Source organism: Pseudomonas putida group bacterium ESBL64, assembly GCF_045277175.1.
Taxonomy (GTDB): Bacteria; Pseudomonadota; Gammaproteobacteria; order Pseudomonadales; family Pseudomonadaceae; genus Aquipseudomonas; species Aquipseudomonas alloputida.
Genome location: NZ_CP145799.1, coordinates 612150 through 627700, shown reverse-complemented (window position 1 = coordinate 627700; position 15551 = coordinate 612150). Strand labels below are relative to the sequence as shown.

The window sequence follows — 15551 nt, the reverse complement described above, 5'->3', positions numbered from 1 at the left end:
TCGGAGTCCGCCGATAGTTCCGTTCTGTGACTCTCTAAGCACCCTATGCAATTCGGGAAAACCAATCGCAGCCGCCCCCCGAACGCTAAAATTTTGTAGATTCCCCTGCCATCGAAGGAAAGGGCCTCTGTGATGGCAAAGCCTTACGAACTCTCGGACGAGGTCTGGGACGTGGTCTCCGATCTCTTCATCGAAACTCATAGTCGAAGGCGGCCGCGCTTGCACTTCAGATTGAATGGGCAAAAGTGGCTTTGCCATACACGCTTGCCACCCGCTGTTCGCGTGCGTTCCTTCCACCTACCAGAGTAGTAGCAATGTGATACTATTCCTGATTGATCACTGGGATGTATTACAAGGGCGGGGTGAGATGGGGCCGGATGTCGATGAGGGGAGCTTCAAAAAGACGAGGAGCTTCTTGCTTGTTTTTTCGGGTTTGCTTGTGGCGGTCTGGTATTTTGATGCCAAAATGGAAAGCATTTCCCTACTCGGTAACGCGGTAAGGTTTGGCGATAACGTAGCGCACCTATGGGTCGTGTGGACGATCATCTTGCTCTATCTATTCGGTCGCTATGTCCAGCATTTGCCAGAGAATTGGAGAGTGCTGGATGGCAAAATGTGCGAATTCTATGCGAACGATTTGATTCGACTGACTTATCGGTCCAATCGTGAGCAGGTGCTCGTTAAATGCCGGGAAAAGTTCGAAGCCTCCGAGTATGCCAGCGTGCCCGAGCGCTATGCCCCCGTTAGTGAAGGGGCCACCGTGGGGAAAGTGACTGATTTTCAGCTATTCAAAGCCATCGATGTAAGCTATGTTCGATTTGGTTATTCGTTTCGCTGCGGAATGATCAATAGCCCCATCGATGACTTTATCGATTTCCGCGTTTCCACGTGGGTCAAGCGGCGGGCCAGGTTAAGCGCACTCATCAAGGGCGGATTGCTGACTCCATTTTTTACGGAGTATATTTTCCCGATTTGCTTCGCTTTTCTGGCGCTCCTCGTCACACTGTGGAGCCCGCTCTTTGTCTCGGTTTGGACCAGCATAAGTGACTTCTTCGCCGCCCTGGTTTGATGGCAATACCGATGCTCAGGGGAGGTGTTTTCACGCTGGTTCCGACTGATGCACCGCCCGCTTCGGATCGGTTGCAGACCTCCATAATAACTGCAACGGGTCGAATGCAGCCGGTCGCGTTTGACCGCTGTCGGCCAGTAGCGGTCATTGTGGGCTCGAGTCTTCGCGGCACCAGTAAACTGGATGATGCTCAGCAACTGGCCCCTCTTTTGATTTATGGCTCATAAAGGCAGCCGCCAAGTGGATCAGTCCAGACCAGATCCCCAGTAGCGGGTCGTCTCATAATGTTGTCAAGCTTGGCATCGACGTTACCTTCATGGCGCTCCGCAAATTCAGCCGACTTAGCGAGAGTTATCAAAACTCCTGCTAAATCTGGATACTCGTCAGCTAAGGCCCAGCATTGTTCAGAAAGCACGCAATTGGCAGGTAAATCATCATTTTCGTCGAGCAACCCCGACAATATGCCGGCAAGTAAAGGCTCACTGGTCTCATCTACGCTCGCCAACCTCTCCACTTGGGCCAGCCAATAGAACTCACTAGCGCTTCCTGGGAGTGAAGAGTCAGAGGGGCCGACTGCGCCGTAGTCGTGAATGATCTCGACAACATTACGGTTGCCTTCAGCCGACTGCTGGGCGAGAAAGTTGTGTCCGCATCCTTCGAGAGTAAGACGATAAAGTCTGTCGCCACGCTCAAACAACATGCTGCTAGAGCCTTGACAAAAGAAAGCTGCTTCTTTCAGCGGCTCTTTTGTGAGGATTTCCTGAAAATGAACACCCTCAAACGCTGGTTCATCGGTCATGCGTACTCCCCAACCTGATTTTTCCAATGGGATATAGCTGAGTAAGAATGAGCACGAGAGGCCATTAGAATTAATGCCAGTTGGACTAATCTGGCTTATGAGCTCCGGCCTGGATGAATTGTTAAATACCGACTCCTGATGCTTCGATCGCCGCTTTTGAGAGGAGGCCAAGGTTGCTTCTGAGGTGAGCTTTTTCCCCTAGCCAATTAGGAATCAAAGCACCTTGGGCAGCAAAATGCTCAACATGAACCACTGTAATTCTTCCGTCCGTGTAGGCAACTGAGTTGATCATTTTCCAAGCGCCAGGGCGAGCGCGGCGAAATAGATCGTAAGCGGACACTACATAGTTCAGACCCGTGCCCAAGCCAAACATGACAATGAGCCGAGTCTCTTCCGGCAGGTCACGGAGAAAGGTAGTTGTGCAGTTAGTCGCGACCGATGTGCCGAACGGGGTACCAATGAACTTGTCCAGCATGCCGCCACCTGATCCTTTCCAAGATGCAGACTTATGGTCATAGCGCTCTACAGTGCAACGAATGAGTGATGCGAAATGAAAGCGCCCGGACTTATCCGCGATAAGACGATCTACATGTTTCTTCAGCATATCGGACTCGTCGGTGGGGATGAGCCCGACGTGAGCCAGAATTTTGCCCACGTTGAGGCGATTGCCCTTGTACGCAATTTCGTCGTGAGGTTTAGAAGCGAGTGCTCCAGTCTGAGTCGGGCCCTTGGAAAAGCCAAGTACAACAACCTCGGGCTTAGTGCTACCCCATGCCAGAGGGTTTGCTGTAATTCGCCAATCTCCCTCCGCGCGCTTAGATACATCGAATTGTGGCGCAATATCACTATAGCAACGCGAGCAGGAGACTCTGCCGTGACTCGGTAAGCAACTCATCAATCCTCCCAGTACAGCCAAAGTCTGAAGTAGCCGAGAGCCCATAAGACGGACTCCATAAGCACCTAACTACTACGAGGCAGATGCTCGTTGTGGTTGACGTTAACAATTTGCCATCACAGAGTCCACCGTCCGCTCCTGGCCGGTTGCCGCCTTTCGGGAAGGGCAGCTTTGGATCGAAAGCAGTCCTGCCTGTGCGACGGCTTCTGGCCGATTTCTGCCCTTCACGAATGGCAGCTATGGGTCGATTGCAGCCTTTCCGGGACTGGCTGCATTCGACCCGATATAGATAGCCCGTTCCAAGGTACCCAGTAGCGGTCAATTCCAGATCATAATCGAATGACCTGGCCGCTGGAGCGTCATTGCTTCAGGCCCTGCCCAGGCCTCTGGGTGCACATTGACCCGGAGGGAGCCCTTGTCCAAGCCCAATACGATAACGTTGGCTTCTTTATCTTCACGGATTTCGCCGAGGCTACAGCCCTTGAGATCGGCAAAGCTAATGCCTTCACACAGAAATGGATTGTAGACAGACAACACAGATCCATCAGAACAAACGATCTGAAGATAATCCTCAACCATCAGGGCGTCCCTAATTGCTACGTTAACAGGATGGGGTCGCAACTCATCTTCACGCCCTGGACTATTCATCGCTAGCATTTCTGGCTACTGTCCCGCTGTACTGGCTAGCCCAAGTGACCAACTCAAAGAGCTTTGTAGGCGCGTATACAGGCCAATGCGCTTTTCCGGGCATCTGCCAACTTCTCAAGTGGAATATTGTCAACTATGTCCACCAGACTCTCGCGGGCATCCCTCGCAATCTTCAGCTCGGCTTCCTTATGCCCGTGCACTGCATTGCGTGTGGCGGTATCGATAGAACAACGCACCCACGAGTAAGACTGAACGGGGTCTGGCGCAACACCTTTACCTTCTTGGTAAGCAAGGCCTAAATGCCACTGGGCCTCAGAAACCCCGAGAACTGCGCCTTTACGCCAAAGATCGACAGCGAAGGATGGGGCGGCCTGCATGCCAAGACCATAGTAGGCTAGGTAACCCAAATTGTTGAGCGCAAACCGATTTCCTTGCGCTACTGCCTGACGCCACTGCACCACCGCTTCTGGATAGTCTTTACGCAGGTATGCCTCGACGCCCAGCTCATAGGCCGACTCACTTTGTGAGGAGGTGCGCGCTTGATCCGTGTTGACCGTAGTAGCGGTCGACGAAGTGCAGGACGTCAACATCAATACGCTGACGATGAATCCAATCTTGAATCTCTGATGCACAATGGAATCCTTGCCATGTGTTGGTTGGGCGCAGGACGTTATCGGAAATCGTTCCCATCAACAAGGCCGCGATGGCAAGCAGGATTGTCCTCATACCATTGCAGTTCAAGCTGCCTCTGCATGTTCCATCAACGCCCACAACCTTGCTGCCTCGGTGAACTTCAGCATGGCATCCAACTGGTCTGCGTCCACGTCGCTGCGTCGGTGCGCAGAAATCGCGAGCTCGGCAAGCACCGCGACCTGGGCGTCGGTATCGGCCTTGGAGTTCCACCGGCCGCAGGCGGCTGTGATCGAGAATGTGCCAGAGTTCACCGACTGAGTGCTCTACACCGCCTGGCTGCAGATTGTTCAGGCACTGGGGTATCAGGTGGCGCCACACATTGTCGAGTGGGTCGACCTCGGTGTGCCGCAGCACCGGGTGTGGCAGACCGCTAAAACAAACCCGCTCGGGAGCAATGCGCGTTATGGAGTTGCTGCAGCGAGGATAACTGCCACTGGCAGAGTGCCGACCTCACCATCCTTGGCAACGTCAGCCGCCTAATTGACGTGTGTCTACGCCCCCCCTGCATCACCCGTGAGCACCGTCTGGTCTACTTCTTCGAGATACAGGTGGGCGCACGTCCTGGCAAAAGCCGGGGGCGACGGCACCGCAGCGCAGGTCTTTCTGATCTGAGGGCAAATCCGTACTCTTTCTGATGTAGCCCCTGTCCCCCTCTATTCACTGCCGCGATATGGCGGCCATGGGGTCAGCTGCGTGCTCGTTTCACGACGCGGGCAGCCATGAGCGCGGCGCCCGGTATCCAGAGCCCAGGATTTGAAGTGCCTAATCCAACGGCAAGAAGCGCAATTCCGACAGCAAACATAAGCGTTATCCCTCGCTAGAAAAATCCATTTCAACAATCGCCCATTAAAGCACAGGCCGGTCGCAAGAGCGGCCAAGGAATCGTCATGCCCGAAACATGCGTTGGACCTCGACGCGATCGAGGCGGCGGCGAAGGCTCCGTTGAGCTGAAGCACCACTGTGCGTGTTGAGGCCCCAAGCCTGAGATAGGGTTTCGATACCCTCAAGCCAAGGACACGACAGAGAGCACGAGGAAATCAGCAATCAGGACTGTTCGCAGTTCGGATCATTGCATGTGCTCGGATTGCTCATGCGTCGCTGCAAACACTAGATGCTGGTGAAGAGCCCTCAATCGAGAGCAAGATAACCGCACCCAAGCGATGGGCAAGATTTTCCGGCCGTCTTTCGACACAGGAGTGACCATGAAAGAACACCATTACGCTGTCACCGTAAATTGGATAGGTAACACGGGTGAAGGTACTGCCAGTTATACGGCGTACCAGAGAGACTTCAACGTGGAGGCTCCAGGCAAGGCACCTATCCTTGGCTCTGCCGACCCCGCCTTTCGCGGGAACCCTGAACGCTGGAACCCTGAAGACATGTTGCTGGCCTCGATCTCGGCCTGCCACAAGCTTTGGTATCTTCATCTGTGCGCAGTCAACAACGTGAACGTCTTGGAATATGTCGACTACCCGGTGGGCCGGATGCTTGAAGGGGATGGCCAGCGCAAGGGCCATTTCAAAGACGCTGAGTTAAGGCCTCAGGTCATTATCAGCAGCCAGTCAGATCTGGATCTTGCAAGACGCCTGCATGACGATGCTCACCACGAATGTTTTATTGCCAACTCAGTCAACTTCCCTATCAGATGCAGTGCTGTTATCAAGCATCAGGACTAGATGTTCTGAATACAACTGCTTCCTTTGTTTAACAATGGCTTCTAATCGACGCTATCAATAGAAGGGGGGACACTCTTTCACTAGAGGCCGATAAAGGGCGAAAGCTGATAATCACGACCGACCGCGATCAATCCAAAGCGAAAACCTGACCAGACGAAAACCAAGCATCATCGGGTGGTCCTGTTAAACGAGCGCGCATTGAACGCCTTCAACCATGCCCAGCCAATCGCTACCCTTCGTCGCATGGTGTCCAAGTCGGCCCACCCGACTAGCCCCTTCGTGTTGCAACCTAGCAAAGGTGGGCTGTGGATCAACGAGCCAAGTGTTACAATCCGCCCCTTCAAATCGGCGCTGAAGGCGCTGAACATCCGTGAACGCCGTCAGTACGACACCCGCCACACCTACGCCACCCTATGCCTGATGCCTGGGATGAACCCCGCGTTCATCGCGAGCCAGCTTGGCCACAGCGTCGAGATGTTGCTCTCTACCTACGCGAAATGGATCAGCTCCTCCTCGGACTGGAGGGAGCTGGAGAAGCTGACGCCCCGAGTCGAATTGGTCCAACATTGGCCCAAGACTGACCACAGGGCCTAAATACACCTCTGGAACCCCCGCAGGACAAGCACTTGATTTCTACCGCTAACATCACCATGCAGTTCGGCTCCAAGCCGCTGTTCGAAAACGTTTCCGTCAAATTCAACAACGGCAACCGCTACGGCCTGATCGGCGCCAATGGTTGCGGCAAGTCGACCTTCATGAAAATCCTCGGCGGTGACCTGGAGCCGTCCGCAGGCCAGGTCATGCTTGAGCCGAACACCCGCCTGGGCAAGCTGCGCCAGGACCAGTTCGCCTACGAGGAATTCACCGTGATCGACACGGTGATCATGGGCCACGGCCAGCTGTGGAAAGTCAAAGCCGAGCGTGACCGTATCTACTCGCTGCCGGAAATGACCGAAGAAGACGGCATGGCCGTCGCCGAGCTGGAAACCGAATTCGCCGAAATGGACGGCTACACCGCTGAGTCGCGCGCCGGTGAACTGCTGCTGGGCCTGGGTATTCCGCTGGACCAGCACTTCGGCCCGATGAGCGAAGTGGCACCGGGCTGGAAGCTGCGTGTCCTCCTGGCCCAGGCGCTGTTCTCGGACCCGGACGTGCTGCTGCTCGACGAACCGACCAACCACCTGGACATCAACACCATCCGCTGGCTGGAAACGATCCTCACGGCGCGTAACAGTACCATGATCATCATTTCCCACGACCGGCACTTCCTCAACAGCGTCTGCACCCACATGGCTGACCTGGATTACGGTGAGCTGCGCCTGTTCCCGGGCAACTATGACGAGTACATGACCGCAGCCACCCAGTCGCGTGAGCAGCTGCTGTCGGACAACGCCAAGAAGAAAGCCCAGATCGCCGAGCTGCAGACCTTCGTCAGCCGCTTCTCGGCCAACGCCTCCAAAGCCAAGCAGGCCACTTCTCGTGCCAAGCAGATCGACAAGATCCAGCTGGCCGAGGTCAAGCCGTCCAGCCGCGTCAGCCCGTTCATTCGCTTCGAACAGACGAAAAAACTGCACCGCCAGGCCGTGGTCGTCGAAAAAATGGCCAAAGCCTTCGACGACAAGGTGCTGTTCAAGAACTTCGACATCACCGTCGAAGCGGGCGAGCGCGTTGCGATCATCGGCCCCAACGGTATTGGCAAGACCACCCTGCTGCGCACCCTGGTCGGCGAGATGACCCCGGATGCCGGCTCGGTAAAGTGGACCGACAGCGCCGAAGTGGGCTACTACGCCCAGGACCACGCCCACGACTTCGAAGACGACATGAGCCTGTTCGACTGGATGGGCCAGTGGACCTCTGGTGAGCAGGTTATCCGCGGCACCCTGGGGCGCATGCTGTTCTCCAACGACGAAATCCTCAAGTCGGTGAAGGTGATTTCCGGTGGTGAACAAGGTCGCATGCTGTTCGGCAAGCTGATTTTGCAGAAGCCGAACGTGCTGGTGATGGACGAGCCGACCAACCACCTGGACATGGAATCGATCGAAGCGCTGAACCTGGCGCTGGAAAACTACCCGGGCACCCTGCTGTTCGTCAGCCACGACCGCGAGTTCGTGTCGTCGCTGGCCACGCGCATCATCGAGCTGTCGGCCGATGGTGTGGTGGACTTCAGCGGTACTTACGATGACTACCTGCGCAGCCAGGGTGTGCTGGTCTGATTGAAGGCCAAGGCCTGGCCACCTTGTGTGGCTGGGCCTCTTCGCGGGCTTGCCCGCGAAGCCCCCCTCCGACCGACTGACACTGCCCGACGAATAATTCGTTAGCCTGCTTTCTTTTCCTTTGCGCAACGGCCATGATGGGACCACGCCCAACCGCCCGCCCGCGAAAGAGCCCATGACCGCGCAACAACCTGCCCCCGCCAGTCACACGCTGCACATCACCCTGCAGATCTTGTCGATCGTTTTCTATACCTTCATTGCCTTCCTCTGCATCGGCCTGCCGATTGCGGTGCTGCCCAGCTATGTGCACGACCAGCTCGGCTTTGGCGCAGTGATCGCCGGTGTAACCATTGGCCTGCAGTACCTGGCCACGCTGCTGAGCCGCCCGTTTGCAGGCAGGGTGGCGGACACCTTGGGAGGGAAACAGGCCATCCGCTTTGGCTTGCTGGGGATTGCCGGTTGCGGGGTGTTGACGTTGCTGTCAGCCTGGACCCTCACCTTACCGCTGCTGAGCCTGGCACTGCTGCTCGGTGGACGTTTGCTGCTGGGCATCGCCCAAGGGCTGATCGGCGTAGCCACCTTGAGCTGGGGCATCAGCCAAGTCGGCCCCGAACACACTGCCAGGGTGATCTCGTGGAACGGTATCGCCTCCTATGGCGCGATCGCCATCGGTGCGCCAGTTGGCGTTCTGGCCGTGGACGGGCTGGACTTCAGCGTGCTGGGGCCGGCTTTGCTGGTGCTGGCAACCCTTGCCCTGCTGGTGCTTCGAAAGCGCCCCGACGTGGTCGTGGTGCGCGGCGAGCGCCTGCCCTTCTGGTCGGCGTTCGGCCGGGTTGCCCCGTGTGGCCTGGGTTTGACCCTGGCCTCGATCGGCTACGGCACCTTGACCACCTTCGTCACCCTGTATTACCTCGAGCGCGGCTGGGCCGGCGCGGCCTGGTGCCTGAGTGCGTTTGGTGTGTGCTTCATCATTTCGCGGCTGCTGTTCGTCAACGCGGTCAACCGCTTTGGTGGCTACAACGTGGCGGTCGCCTGCATGGCCACCGAAGTGCTGGGCCTGAGCCTTCTGTGGCTGGCGCCCTCGCCGCCCTGGGCGCTGGTTGGCGCCGGGCTGACCGGTTTCGGGCTGTCGCTGGTGTACCCGGCATTGGGCGTGGAGGCGATCAAGCACGTCCCCAGCAGCAGCCGCGGCGCAGGGCTGGGTGCCTATGCTGTGTTCTTCGACATGGCCTTGGCCATTGCCGGCCCGGTGATGGGCGCCGTGGCGGTACACCTGGGGTATGCCTCGATCTTCTGCGTGGCGGCCCTGCTCGCCTTGGCCGGGGTTGGCCTAACGTTGTGGCTGGCGCGGCGCGCCCGCCGTAGCTGAACGCTCAGCCGGCGCTGGCGCGCCCAGCGCCTGGCTGAAGAACGCTGCCGTTTCTCGCTGCAGCGAATGATGGATATGCCGGCGGTCGACGCCGTCGGCGTCCTTGCACAGCGCCGGCATTCGCGCGTACTGCTCGGCATCGCAGTGGGCCATGAACACGAAATGCCCGGCACCGGCCAACAGGCGGTAGTCCGGTGTGACCGGCAGTTTGCGGGCCAGGGCCTCGGCATTACGGTCTACGGCCACAAGCTGATCGCTGTCGCCACTGTAGATCAGTGCGGGAACCTGCACCCCGGCCAGCGCATGGCGCCCGAACAACAGGCTCAGCGGCGCCATCAACATGACCGCCCCCACTCGCGGGTCGGTCTCGGGCGCCAGTTCGCTACGGTCGGCAATCAGGATGCCGTGGGTCTTGCAGGCGTCTGTGTCATGCGGGCGCTCCAGGCAGTATTGACGCAGACGGTCCAGGTCGGGGCGTGCGCCAGACAGGATCAACGCGGTTTCTCCGCCGGCCGAGTAGCCAATCACGCCCACCTTGCCTTCATTCAGATAAGGCCCGACCACTGCATCATCACGCGCTGCGGTGATCGCCGCGCTGACTTGCAGCGGCCGCCCATAAAGATTGCTCAGGGTGCCAAGGCGACTGTGGTCGCGCACGTTGTCCCCCGGGTGCACCACCGCCACCACCACGAACCCTTGCCGCGCCAGCGACGTGGCCAGGTAATGCAAAGCCAATGGGCTGCCCGTATTGCCGTGAGACAGCACCAGCAACGGGAATCGCCCCATGGCGACGGGCGCCTCTTCGGCCACATCGACGGGATACCCGTCTATACGGCTGATACGGGTTTTGCCAACGGCCGGGTAGAACGCCAGCGCTTGCATCGGGCGGCTATCGACCGGGTCGGTCAAGGTCATAAGGTGCAGGCCGGCAACCCACGGCGCGGCCTCGGCGCGGGCCAACAGGCCGCCGAGCAGGACCAGCGCCAACACGCAGCGTGCAAGGGTCATCGGCCAGCGGTTCCTTGCAGGACGAAGGGATAACCCAGCATAAAACCGGCTGGCGTTGTGCCGGATGAAAACTGGATGAAACCGCCGTCATGCAAGCTGCGCCTGCACCCTGTGCATTTGCGCATTGCGTCGAACCCATGGCATAGATGCAGGTCAACGTTTTCACGTGACCGTTTTCGCGCCTTTGAAGGAGATTCATGCATGAGCAAGCCTGCCTACGTGCCACCCAAAGTCTGGCGCAACGACGCAGCCTCCGGCGGCCAGTTCGCCAGCATCAACCGCCCGGTCGCCGGCCCGACTCACGACAAGGACCTGCCGCTGGGCAAACACCCGCTGCAGCTGTATTCCCTGGCTACGCCCAACGGCGTCAAGGTCACCATTGCCCTTGAAGAGCTGCTTGCCCTGGGCCACGCCGGTGCCGAATACGATGCCTGGCTGATCCGCATCGGCGAGGGTGATCAGTTTTCCAGTGGCTTCGTCCAGGTCAACCCCAACTCGAAGATTCCCGCCCTGCTCGACCGCAGCGTGGAGCCGCCGGTGCGGGTGTTCGAATCAGGTTCGATCCTGCTGTACCTGGCAGAAAAGTTTGGAGCATTGCTGCCAAAATCGCCGGCTGCGCGCACCGAATGCCTGAACTGGTTGTTCTGGCAGATGGGTGCGGCGCCTTACCTGGGCGGTGGTTTTGGCCACTTCTACGTGTATGCACCGGAAAAGTTCGAGTACGCCATCAACCGCTTCACCATGGAGGCCAAGCGTCAGCTGGACGTACTTGATCGTCGCTTGGCCGAAAGCCGTTATCTGGGCGGCGAGGCATACAGTATTGCTGATATTGCCGTGTGGCCGTGGTATGGCCAGCTGGTACGCGGCAACCTGTATGACGCGGCGCAGTTCCTGGCGGTTGACGAGTACCCGAACGTACAGCGCTGGGCCGAGGACATCGCCCAGCGCCCTGCTGTGCAGCGCGGTACACGCGTGAACCGTACCTGGGGAGATGAACACAGCCAGGTGCCGGAGCGCCATAGCGCCGCCGACCTGGCAGGTTGACGCAAACCGTGTGGAGCAACTGTCTTGCTCAATTTCCATAAGCTGGCGCGATCCGTGTGGGAGCGGCCTTGTGTCGCGAAAGGGCCGCGAAGCGGCCCCAGCATTATTTGCATCGACGCTGAAATCCCGGGGCTGCTGTGCAGCCCTTTCGCGACACAAGGCCGCTCCCACAGGGACTGCGCCAGGCTTTAGATGTGGACGACGACTTTCAGGACTTCCAGCGCCGGTTCGACCTTGATGCCCAGCACTGCCCCCAGGTCCATTACCCGTGCCAGTTCCTGCTGCCCTTCCATGACCATCTGCAGTTCATACCTGTGGGAAACAACGGCGACCCTGGGGTTGTGGGTGGGTTTGCGGTGATGATGTTTCTCGATATCGCGCAGGGCTGAGGCTGAGCACCAGCCTGTGGGCGGCCCTTGGGTGACTGAAAGGCCGCCCCCACAATGGGCCGGGTAATGCCTGTGAATGCCCCCGACAATGCCCCCCTGCATAAAACCATTTGCCCCTGCGCAAACCTGCGTCCGCCAAGCCCTTCTTGTACACTCCTCGCATTAGCCCCCACCTGCACATTTTTTGGTGAACGCATGATCGAGGTAACCGAGGTTTCCATTGCCGAGCTGCGCGACGCGCTCGAGTCGGGCCGCACGACAGCGGTCGCGCTGGTCAAGGCCTACCTGGCGCGCATCGACGCCTACGATGGCGCCGACACGGCCACAGCCCTTAACGCCGTAGTGGTACGCAACCCGGAGGCGCTCAAAGAGGCCGAGGCCTCCGATGCCCGTCGTGCCAAGGGCCAGGTGCTTAGCCCGCTGGACGGCATCCCCTACACCGCCAAGGACAGCTACCTGGTCAAAGGCTTGACTGCTGCCTCCGGCAGCCCTGCCTTCAAGGACCTGGTCGCCCAGCGCGATGCCTTCACCATCGAGCGCCTGCGCGCCGCCGGTGCCGTGTGCCTGGGCAAGACCAACATGCCGCCCATGGCTAACGGTGGCATGCAGCGCGGCGTCTATGGCCGCGCCGAAAGCCCGTACAACGCCAACTACCTGACCGCGCCCTTCGCCTCGGGCTCGTCCAACGGTGCCGGTACCGCCACCGCCGCCAGCTTCAGCGCCTTTGGCCTGGCCGAAGAAACCTGGTCCAGCGGCCGTGGCCCGGCGTCCAATAACGGCCTGTGCGCCTACACCCCGTCGCGCGGGGTGATTTCGGTGCGTGGCAACTGGCCGCTGACGCCGACCATGGACGTGGTGGTGCCCTACGCCCGCACCATGGCCGACCTGCTGGAAATCCTCGACGTGGTGGTCGCCGATGACGCCGACAAGCGCGGCGACCTGTGGCGCCTGCAGCCGTGGGTGCCAATCCCCGCTGCCTCGACGGTACGTCCGGCTTCGTACCTTGAACTGGCGGTAGATGCCAGCGCGCTCAAGGGCAAGCGCTTTGGCGTACCACGCATGTATATAAATGCCGATCCCGAAGCGGGCACCGCCGAGAAACCAGGCATCGGCGGGCCGACCGGCCAACGCATCAACACCCGCGCCACGGTGATCGACCTGTGGCAACAAGCACGCCAGGCCCTGGAAGCGGCGGGTGCCGAAGTGCTGGAAGTGGACTTCCCGTTGGTGTCCAACTGCGAAGGCGACCGCCCAGGCGCGCCGACCGTGTACAACCGTGGCATCGTCAGCAAGGCATTCCTGCATGACGAACTGTGGGAACTGTCGGGCTGGGCCTTTGACGACTTCCTGCGCGCCAACGATGACCCCAAGCTTAACCGCCTGGCCGATGTCGACGGGCTGAAGATCTTCCCCCACGACCCGGGCACCTTGCCCAACCGTGAAGATGACCTGGCTGCCGGCATGGACGAGTACGTCAACATGGCCAAACGTGGCCTGAAGACCTGGGACCAGATCGAGACCCTGCCCGACGGCCTGCGCGGGCTGGAGCAGACCCGCAAGCTGGACCTGGAAGACTGGATGGACAAGCTGGGCCTGGACGCGGTGCTGTTCCCCACCGTAGCCGACGTTGGCCCGGCCGATGCCGATATCAACCCGGTATCGGCGGACATCGCCTGGAGCAACGGTGTCTGGGTAGCCAACGGCAACCTGGCAATCCGTCACCTGGGCGTGCCGACCGTGACCGTGCCGATGGGCGTGATGGCCGATATCGGTATGCCGGTGGGGCTGACCTTTGCCGGGAAGGCCTATAGCGACAACGCGCTGCTGAGTTTTGCTGCCGCGTTCGAGGCCACCGGCTCGCGCCGGATGATTCCGCCGCGCACGCCGGCGCTCGGCTGAGTCTTACAGGGGCCGCAAAAGCAGATCGCGAATTTCAACCATATGTGTAAAAATGCACAAACAGTTGATTTTGCGGTCTGCCATGTCTATCACCCCCAGCGAAGAACGCCAACTCACCCTCACCGTGCTCAAGGCCGCGATCCAGGCACTGGGCAGCGTTGCCGCGCGCAACATGGAAATACTCCTGCACGACCTTGACCACCCCGAACACTCGGTGGTGGCGATCGTCAACGGTCATCTTTCCGGCCGCAGCGTGGGCAGCCCGATCCTCGCCGCACCGGAGCAGGACCAGGGTTTCAAGGCACTGATGCAGGCCTCGGCCGACCAGCACGGCTGTGAGCCGGTGGTGCTGCCCGATTACCCCACTACGCTCAAAGGCCGCACGCTACGGAGTGCCACGGCAATCTTCCGTGACAGCAGCGGCCACCCCTTCGCCAGCCTGTGCGTCAACACCGACGTCACCGGCCTGGATGCTGCCATGAGCTTTCTCCAGCAGTTGCAGCCGCTGGGGGCCATACCGGCGGTCAACGAACCGGCCGACATGGAGCTGCTGATGAGCGAGATCATCCAGGCTGCCCTGCAGCGCAGCGGCCAGGGGCGGATGAACAAACAGGCCAAGGTCGAGGCCGTGCGCGTCATGCAGGAGCGCGGCCTGTTCATCGTCAAGGGCGGCGTCGAGAAGGCTGCCAGCGCTCTAGGCGTGACGCGCTACACCATTTACAACTACCTCGAGCAACTACGCGGAGCCAGCCAATGACCTTGCACATTCATACCCCCCTGATCGAGTCGCGCCCGTTGTCGTTGGCGGCCGGTCGTAATATCTGGCTCAAGCTCGACGCCCTGCAACCCTGCGGTTCGTTCAAACTGCGCGGTGTAGGCTACGCCTGCGAGGTACACCACGCGCGTGGCGCCCGGCACTTTGTGTCCTCGTCAGGTGGCAATGCCGGTTTGGCAGTCGCCTACGCCGGACGCAAGCTGGGGGTGCCGGTGACTGTGGTGGTACCCGAAACCACCACCGAACGGGCCAAGCAGCTGCTGCACCTGGAAGACGCCAAGGTGGTGGTGCACGGCAGTTCCTGGCAAGAGGCCAACGCCCTGGCACAGACACTGGTAGGCCCGAACGATGCCTTCATCCACCCATTCGACGACCCACTGCTGTGGGCCGGGCATGCCAGCCTGGTGGATGAGGTGGCCGAAGCCGGCCTGAAGCCGGACGCGGTGGTGTTGTCAGTCGGCGGGGGCGGCTTGCTCAGTGGCGTGGTAGAGGGGCTCAAGCGCAATGGCTGGGGCGATGTGCCGGTGCTGGCAGTAGAAACCGAGGGCGCGGCGTCGCTGCATGCGGCCATGCAGGCCGGGCATTCGGTGGAGCTGGAGCGCATCGCCTCGGTGGCCACGTCGCTGGGGGCCAAGCGTGTGGCTGATCAGGCGCTGACGTGCGTGCAGCAGCATCCGGTGCACAGCCATCTGGTCAGCGATCGCGCAGCGCTGGAGGCCTGTGAGCGGTTCTTGCTGGACCACCGTGTGCTGGTCGAGCCCGCGTGCGGGGCGGCGTTGGCAGTGGCCTATGATGCCAAGGCACTGGGCGCCTTGCGCAATGTACTGGTGGTGGTCTGTGGCGGCGCTACCGCAACACTGGAGCAGATCCAGGCCTGGCTGCAGCAGGCAGACTGAAGCTGCCATCTGTCGGGGGTGATTACGACAGTCACATGCACCTGATCTACTAGGCTCGCCGCAACCGAAAAAGCCCTCGCAATAGCGTCAACCCTGACGAAATGCGTATCCCGCCCTTTCGGTCTGCGGCAAGTGAAGGCACAATGCGTGTCCTTTTTTTGGCCGGCCTGGCCGGGGG

Annotated in this window: 15 protein-coding genes and 1 pseudogene; 10 read left to right on the top strand and 6 right to left on the bottom strand. The window is 59.7% G+C overall.

The genetic code is table 11. From position 1 onward, the window contains the following. Window positions 1-316: 316 nt before the first annotated feature. On the top strand, window positions 317-1069 hold the full coding sequence (locus V6093_RS02795) for a hypothetical protein (protein ID WP_146175969.1): 753 nt from the start codon (window positions 317-319) through the stop codon (window positions 1067-1069). Window positions 1070-1283: 214 nt separating this feature from the next. Here the strand turns inward: V6093_RS02795 and V6093_RS02790 are convergent, their stop codons facing one another. The 5 genes from V6093_RS02790 to V6093_RS02770 all read right to left on the bottom strand — a co-directional run bounded on the left by V6093_RS02790 (window position 1284) and on the right by V6093_RS02770 (window position 4355). Further along, window positions 1284-1868: a hypothetical protein gene (locus tag V6093_RS02790; protein ID WP_108078609.1), complete on the bottom strand. Its 585-nt coding sequence runs from the start codon at window positions 1866-1868 to the stop codon at window positions 1284-1286. Window positions 1869-1989: 121 nt separating this feature from the next. Then, window positions 1990-2472 carry a hypothetical protein gene (locus tag V6093_RS02785; RefSeq protein WP_219341987.1) on the bottom strand — a complete coding sequence of 161 codons (483 nt, stop codon included), beginning with the start codon at window positions 2470-2472 and terminating at the stop codon, window positions 1990-1992. Window positions 2473-3081: 609 nt separating this feature from the next. After that, window positions 3082-3342: a hypothetical protein gene (locus V6093_RS02780; protein ID WP_138985785.1), complete on the bottom strand. Its 261-nt coding sequence runs from the start codon at window positions 3340-3342 to the stop codon at window positions 3082-3084. A 122-nt stretch (window positions 3343-3464) separates the two neighbouring features. After that, on the bottom strand, window positions 3465-4043 hold the full coding sequence (locus tag V6093_RS02775) for a tetratricopeptide repeat protein (protein WP_052196265.1): 579 nt from the start codon (window positions 4041-4043) through the stop codon (window positions 3465-3467). 105 nt (window positions 4044-4148) lie between these two features. Then, entirely contained in the window at window positions 4149-4355 is a 207-nt protein-coding gene (locus V6093_RS02770) for a hypothetical protein (RefSeq protein ID WP_052196266.1), read from the bottom strand. Here V6093_RS02770 and V6093_RS02765 point away from each other — a divergent pair. The 5 genes and pseudogenes from V6093_RS02765 to V6093_RS02745 all read left to right on the top strand — a co-directional run. Continuing rightward, window positions 4264-4464: pseudogene (locus V6093_RS02765) on the top strand (DNA cytosine methyltransferase); the annotation flags it as partial. The gene V6093_RS02770 and the pseudogene V6093_RS02765 overlap by 92 nt on opposite strands. 842 nt (window positions 4465-5306) lie before the next feature. After that, window positions 5307-5780, top strand: coding sequence for an OsmC family protein (locus V6093_RS02760; RefSeq protein ID WP_003248145.1), 474 nt, complete (start codon window positions 5307-5309; stop codon window positions 5778-5780). 174 nt (window positions 5781-5954) lie between these two features. Next, window positions 5955-6374, top strand: coding sequence for an integrase (locus V6093_RS02755; protein WP_047604937.1), 420 nt, complete (start codon window positions 5955-5957; stop codon window positions 6372-6374). A 32-nt stretch (window positions 6375-6406) separates the two neighbouring features. Then, window positions 6407-7993, top strand: coding sequence for an ABC-F family ATPase (locus V6093_RS02750; RefSeq protein WP_003248141.1), 1587 nt, complete (start codon window positions 6407-6409; stop codon window positions 7991-7993). A gap of 175 nt (window positions 7994-8168) precedes the next feature. Continuing rightward, window positions 8169-9362 (top strand): MFS transporter, encoded by a 1194-nt coding sequence (locus V6093_RS02745; protein ID WP_406669694.1) that lies wholly within the window; start codon window positions 8169-8171, stop codon window positions 9360-9362. Here the strand turns inward: V6093_RS02745 and V6093_RS02740 are convergent. Beyond that, the gene (locus V6093_RS02740; protein WP_012052517.1) at window positions 9324-10370 is read right to left on the bottom strand and encodes a dienelactone hydrolase; all 1047 of its coding nucleotides are present in this window, start codon (window positions 10368-10370) and stop codon (window positions 9324-9326) included. The genes V6093_RS02745 and V6093_RS02740 overlap by 39 nt on opposite strands. 201 nt (window positions 10371-10571) lie before the next feature. On the opposite strand from V6093_RS02740, the gene yghU reads away from it, so the two are divergent. From yghU to V6093_RS02720, 4 genes are all read left to right on the top strand, one after another. Next, window positions 10572-11414: a glutathione-dependent disulfide-bond oxidoreductase gene (gene yghU / locus V6093_RS02735; protein ID WP_003248134.1), complete on the top strand. Its 843-nt coding sequence runs from the start codon at window positions 10572-10574 to the stop codon at window positions 11412-11414. Between the two features lie 584 nt (window positions 11415-11998). Continuing rightward, the gene (locus tag V6093_RS02730; protein WP_047604939.1) at window positions 11999-13702 is read left to right on the top strand and encodes an amidase; all 1704 of its coding nucleotides are present in this window, start codon (window positions 11999-12001) and stop codon (window positions 13700-13702) included. A gap of 82 nt (window positions 13703-13784) precedes the next feature. After that, window positions 13785-14459, top strand: coding sequence for a transcriptional regulator (locus tag V6093_RS02725; protein WP_047604983.1), 675 nt, complete (start codon window positions 13785-13787; stop codon window positions 14457-14459). Further along, window positions 14456-15373, top strand: a complete 918-nt coding sequence (locus tag V6093_RS02720) for a pyridoxal-phosphate dependent enzyme (protein WP_003248127.1) — start codon at window positions 14456-14458, stop codon at window positions 15371-15373. Before V6093_RS02725 ends, V6093_RS02720 begins: the two co-directional genes overlap by 4 nt. The last annotated feature ends 178 nt before the right edge of the window (window positions 15374-15551 follow it).

Excerpts from the sequence above, each read along its gene's own strand:
- V6093_RS02790 (WP_108078609.1), bottom strand. The coding sequence starts at position 1,868 with ATGACCGATGAACCAGCGTTTGAGGGTGTTCATTTTCAGGAAATCCTC.
- V6093_RS02785 (WP_219341987.1), bottom strand. The coding sequence starts at position 2,472 with ATGCTGAAGAAACATGTAGATCGTCTTATCGCGGATAAGTCCGGGCGC.
- V6093_RS02780 (WP_138985785.1), bottom strand. The coding sequence starts at position 3,342 with ATGGTTGAGGATTATCTTCAGATCGTTTGTTCTGATGGATCTGTGTTG.
- V6093_RS02760 (WP_003248145.1), top strand. The coding sequence starts at position 5,307 with ATGAAAGAACACCATTACGCTGTCACCGTAAATTGGATAGGTAACACG.
- V6093_RS02745 (WP_406669694.1), top strand. The coding sequence starts at position 8,169 with ATGACCGCGCAACAACCTGCCCCCGCCAGTCACACGCTGCACATCACC.
- V6093_RS02740 (WP_012052517.1), bottom strand. The coding sequence starts at position 10,370 with ATGACCCTTGCACGCTGCGTGTTGGCGCTGGTCCTGCTCGGCGGCCTG.
- yghU (WP_003248134.1), top strand. The coding sequence starts at position 10,572 with ATGAGCAAGCCTGCCTACGTGCCACCCAAAGTCTGGCGCAACGACGCA.
- V6093_RS02730 (WP_047604939.1), top strand. The coding sequence starts at position 11,999 with ATGATCGAGGTAACCGAGGTTTCCATTGCCGAGCTGCGCGACGCGCTC.
- V6093_RS02725 (WP_047604983.1), top strand. The coding sequence starts at position 13,785 with ATGTCTATCACCCCCAGCGAAGAACGCCAACTCACCCTCACCGTGCTC.
- V6093_RS02720 (WP_003248127.1), top strand. The coding sequence starts at position 14,456 with ATGACCTTGCACATTCATACCCCCCTGATCGAGTCGCGCCCGTTGTCG.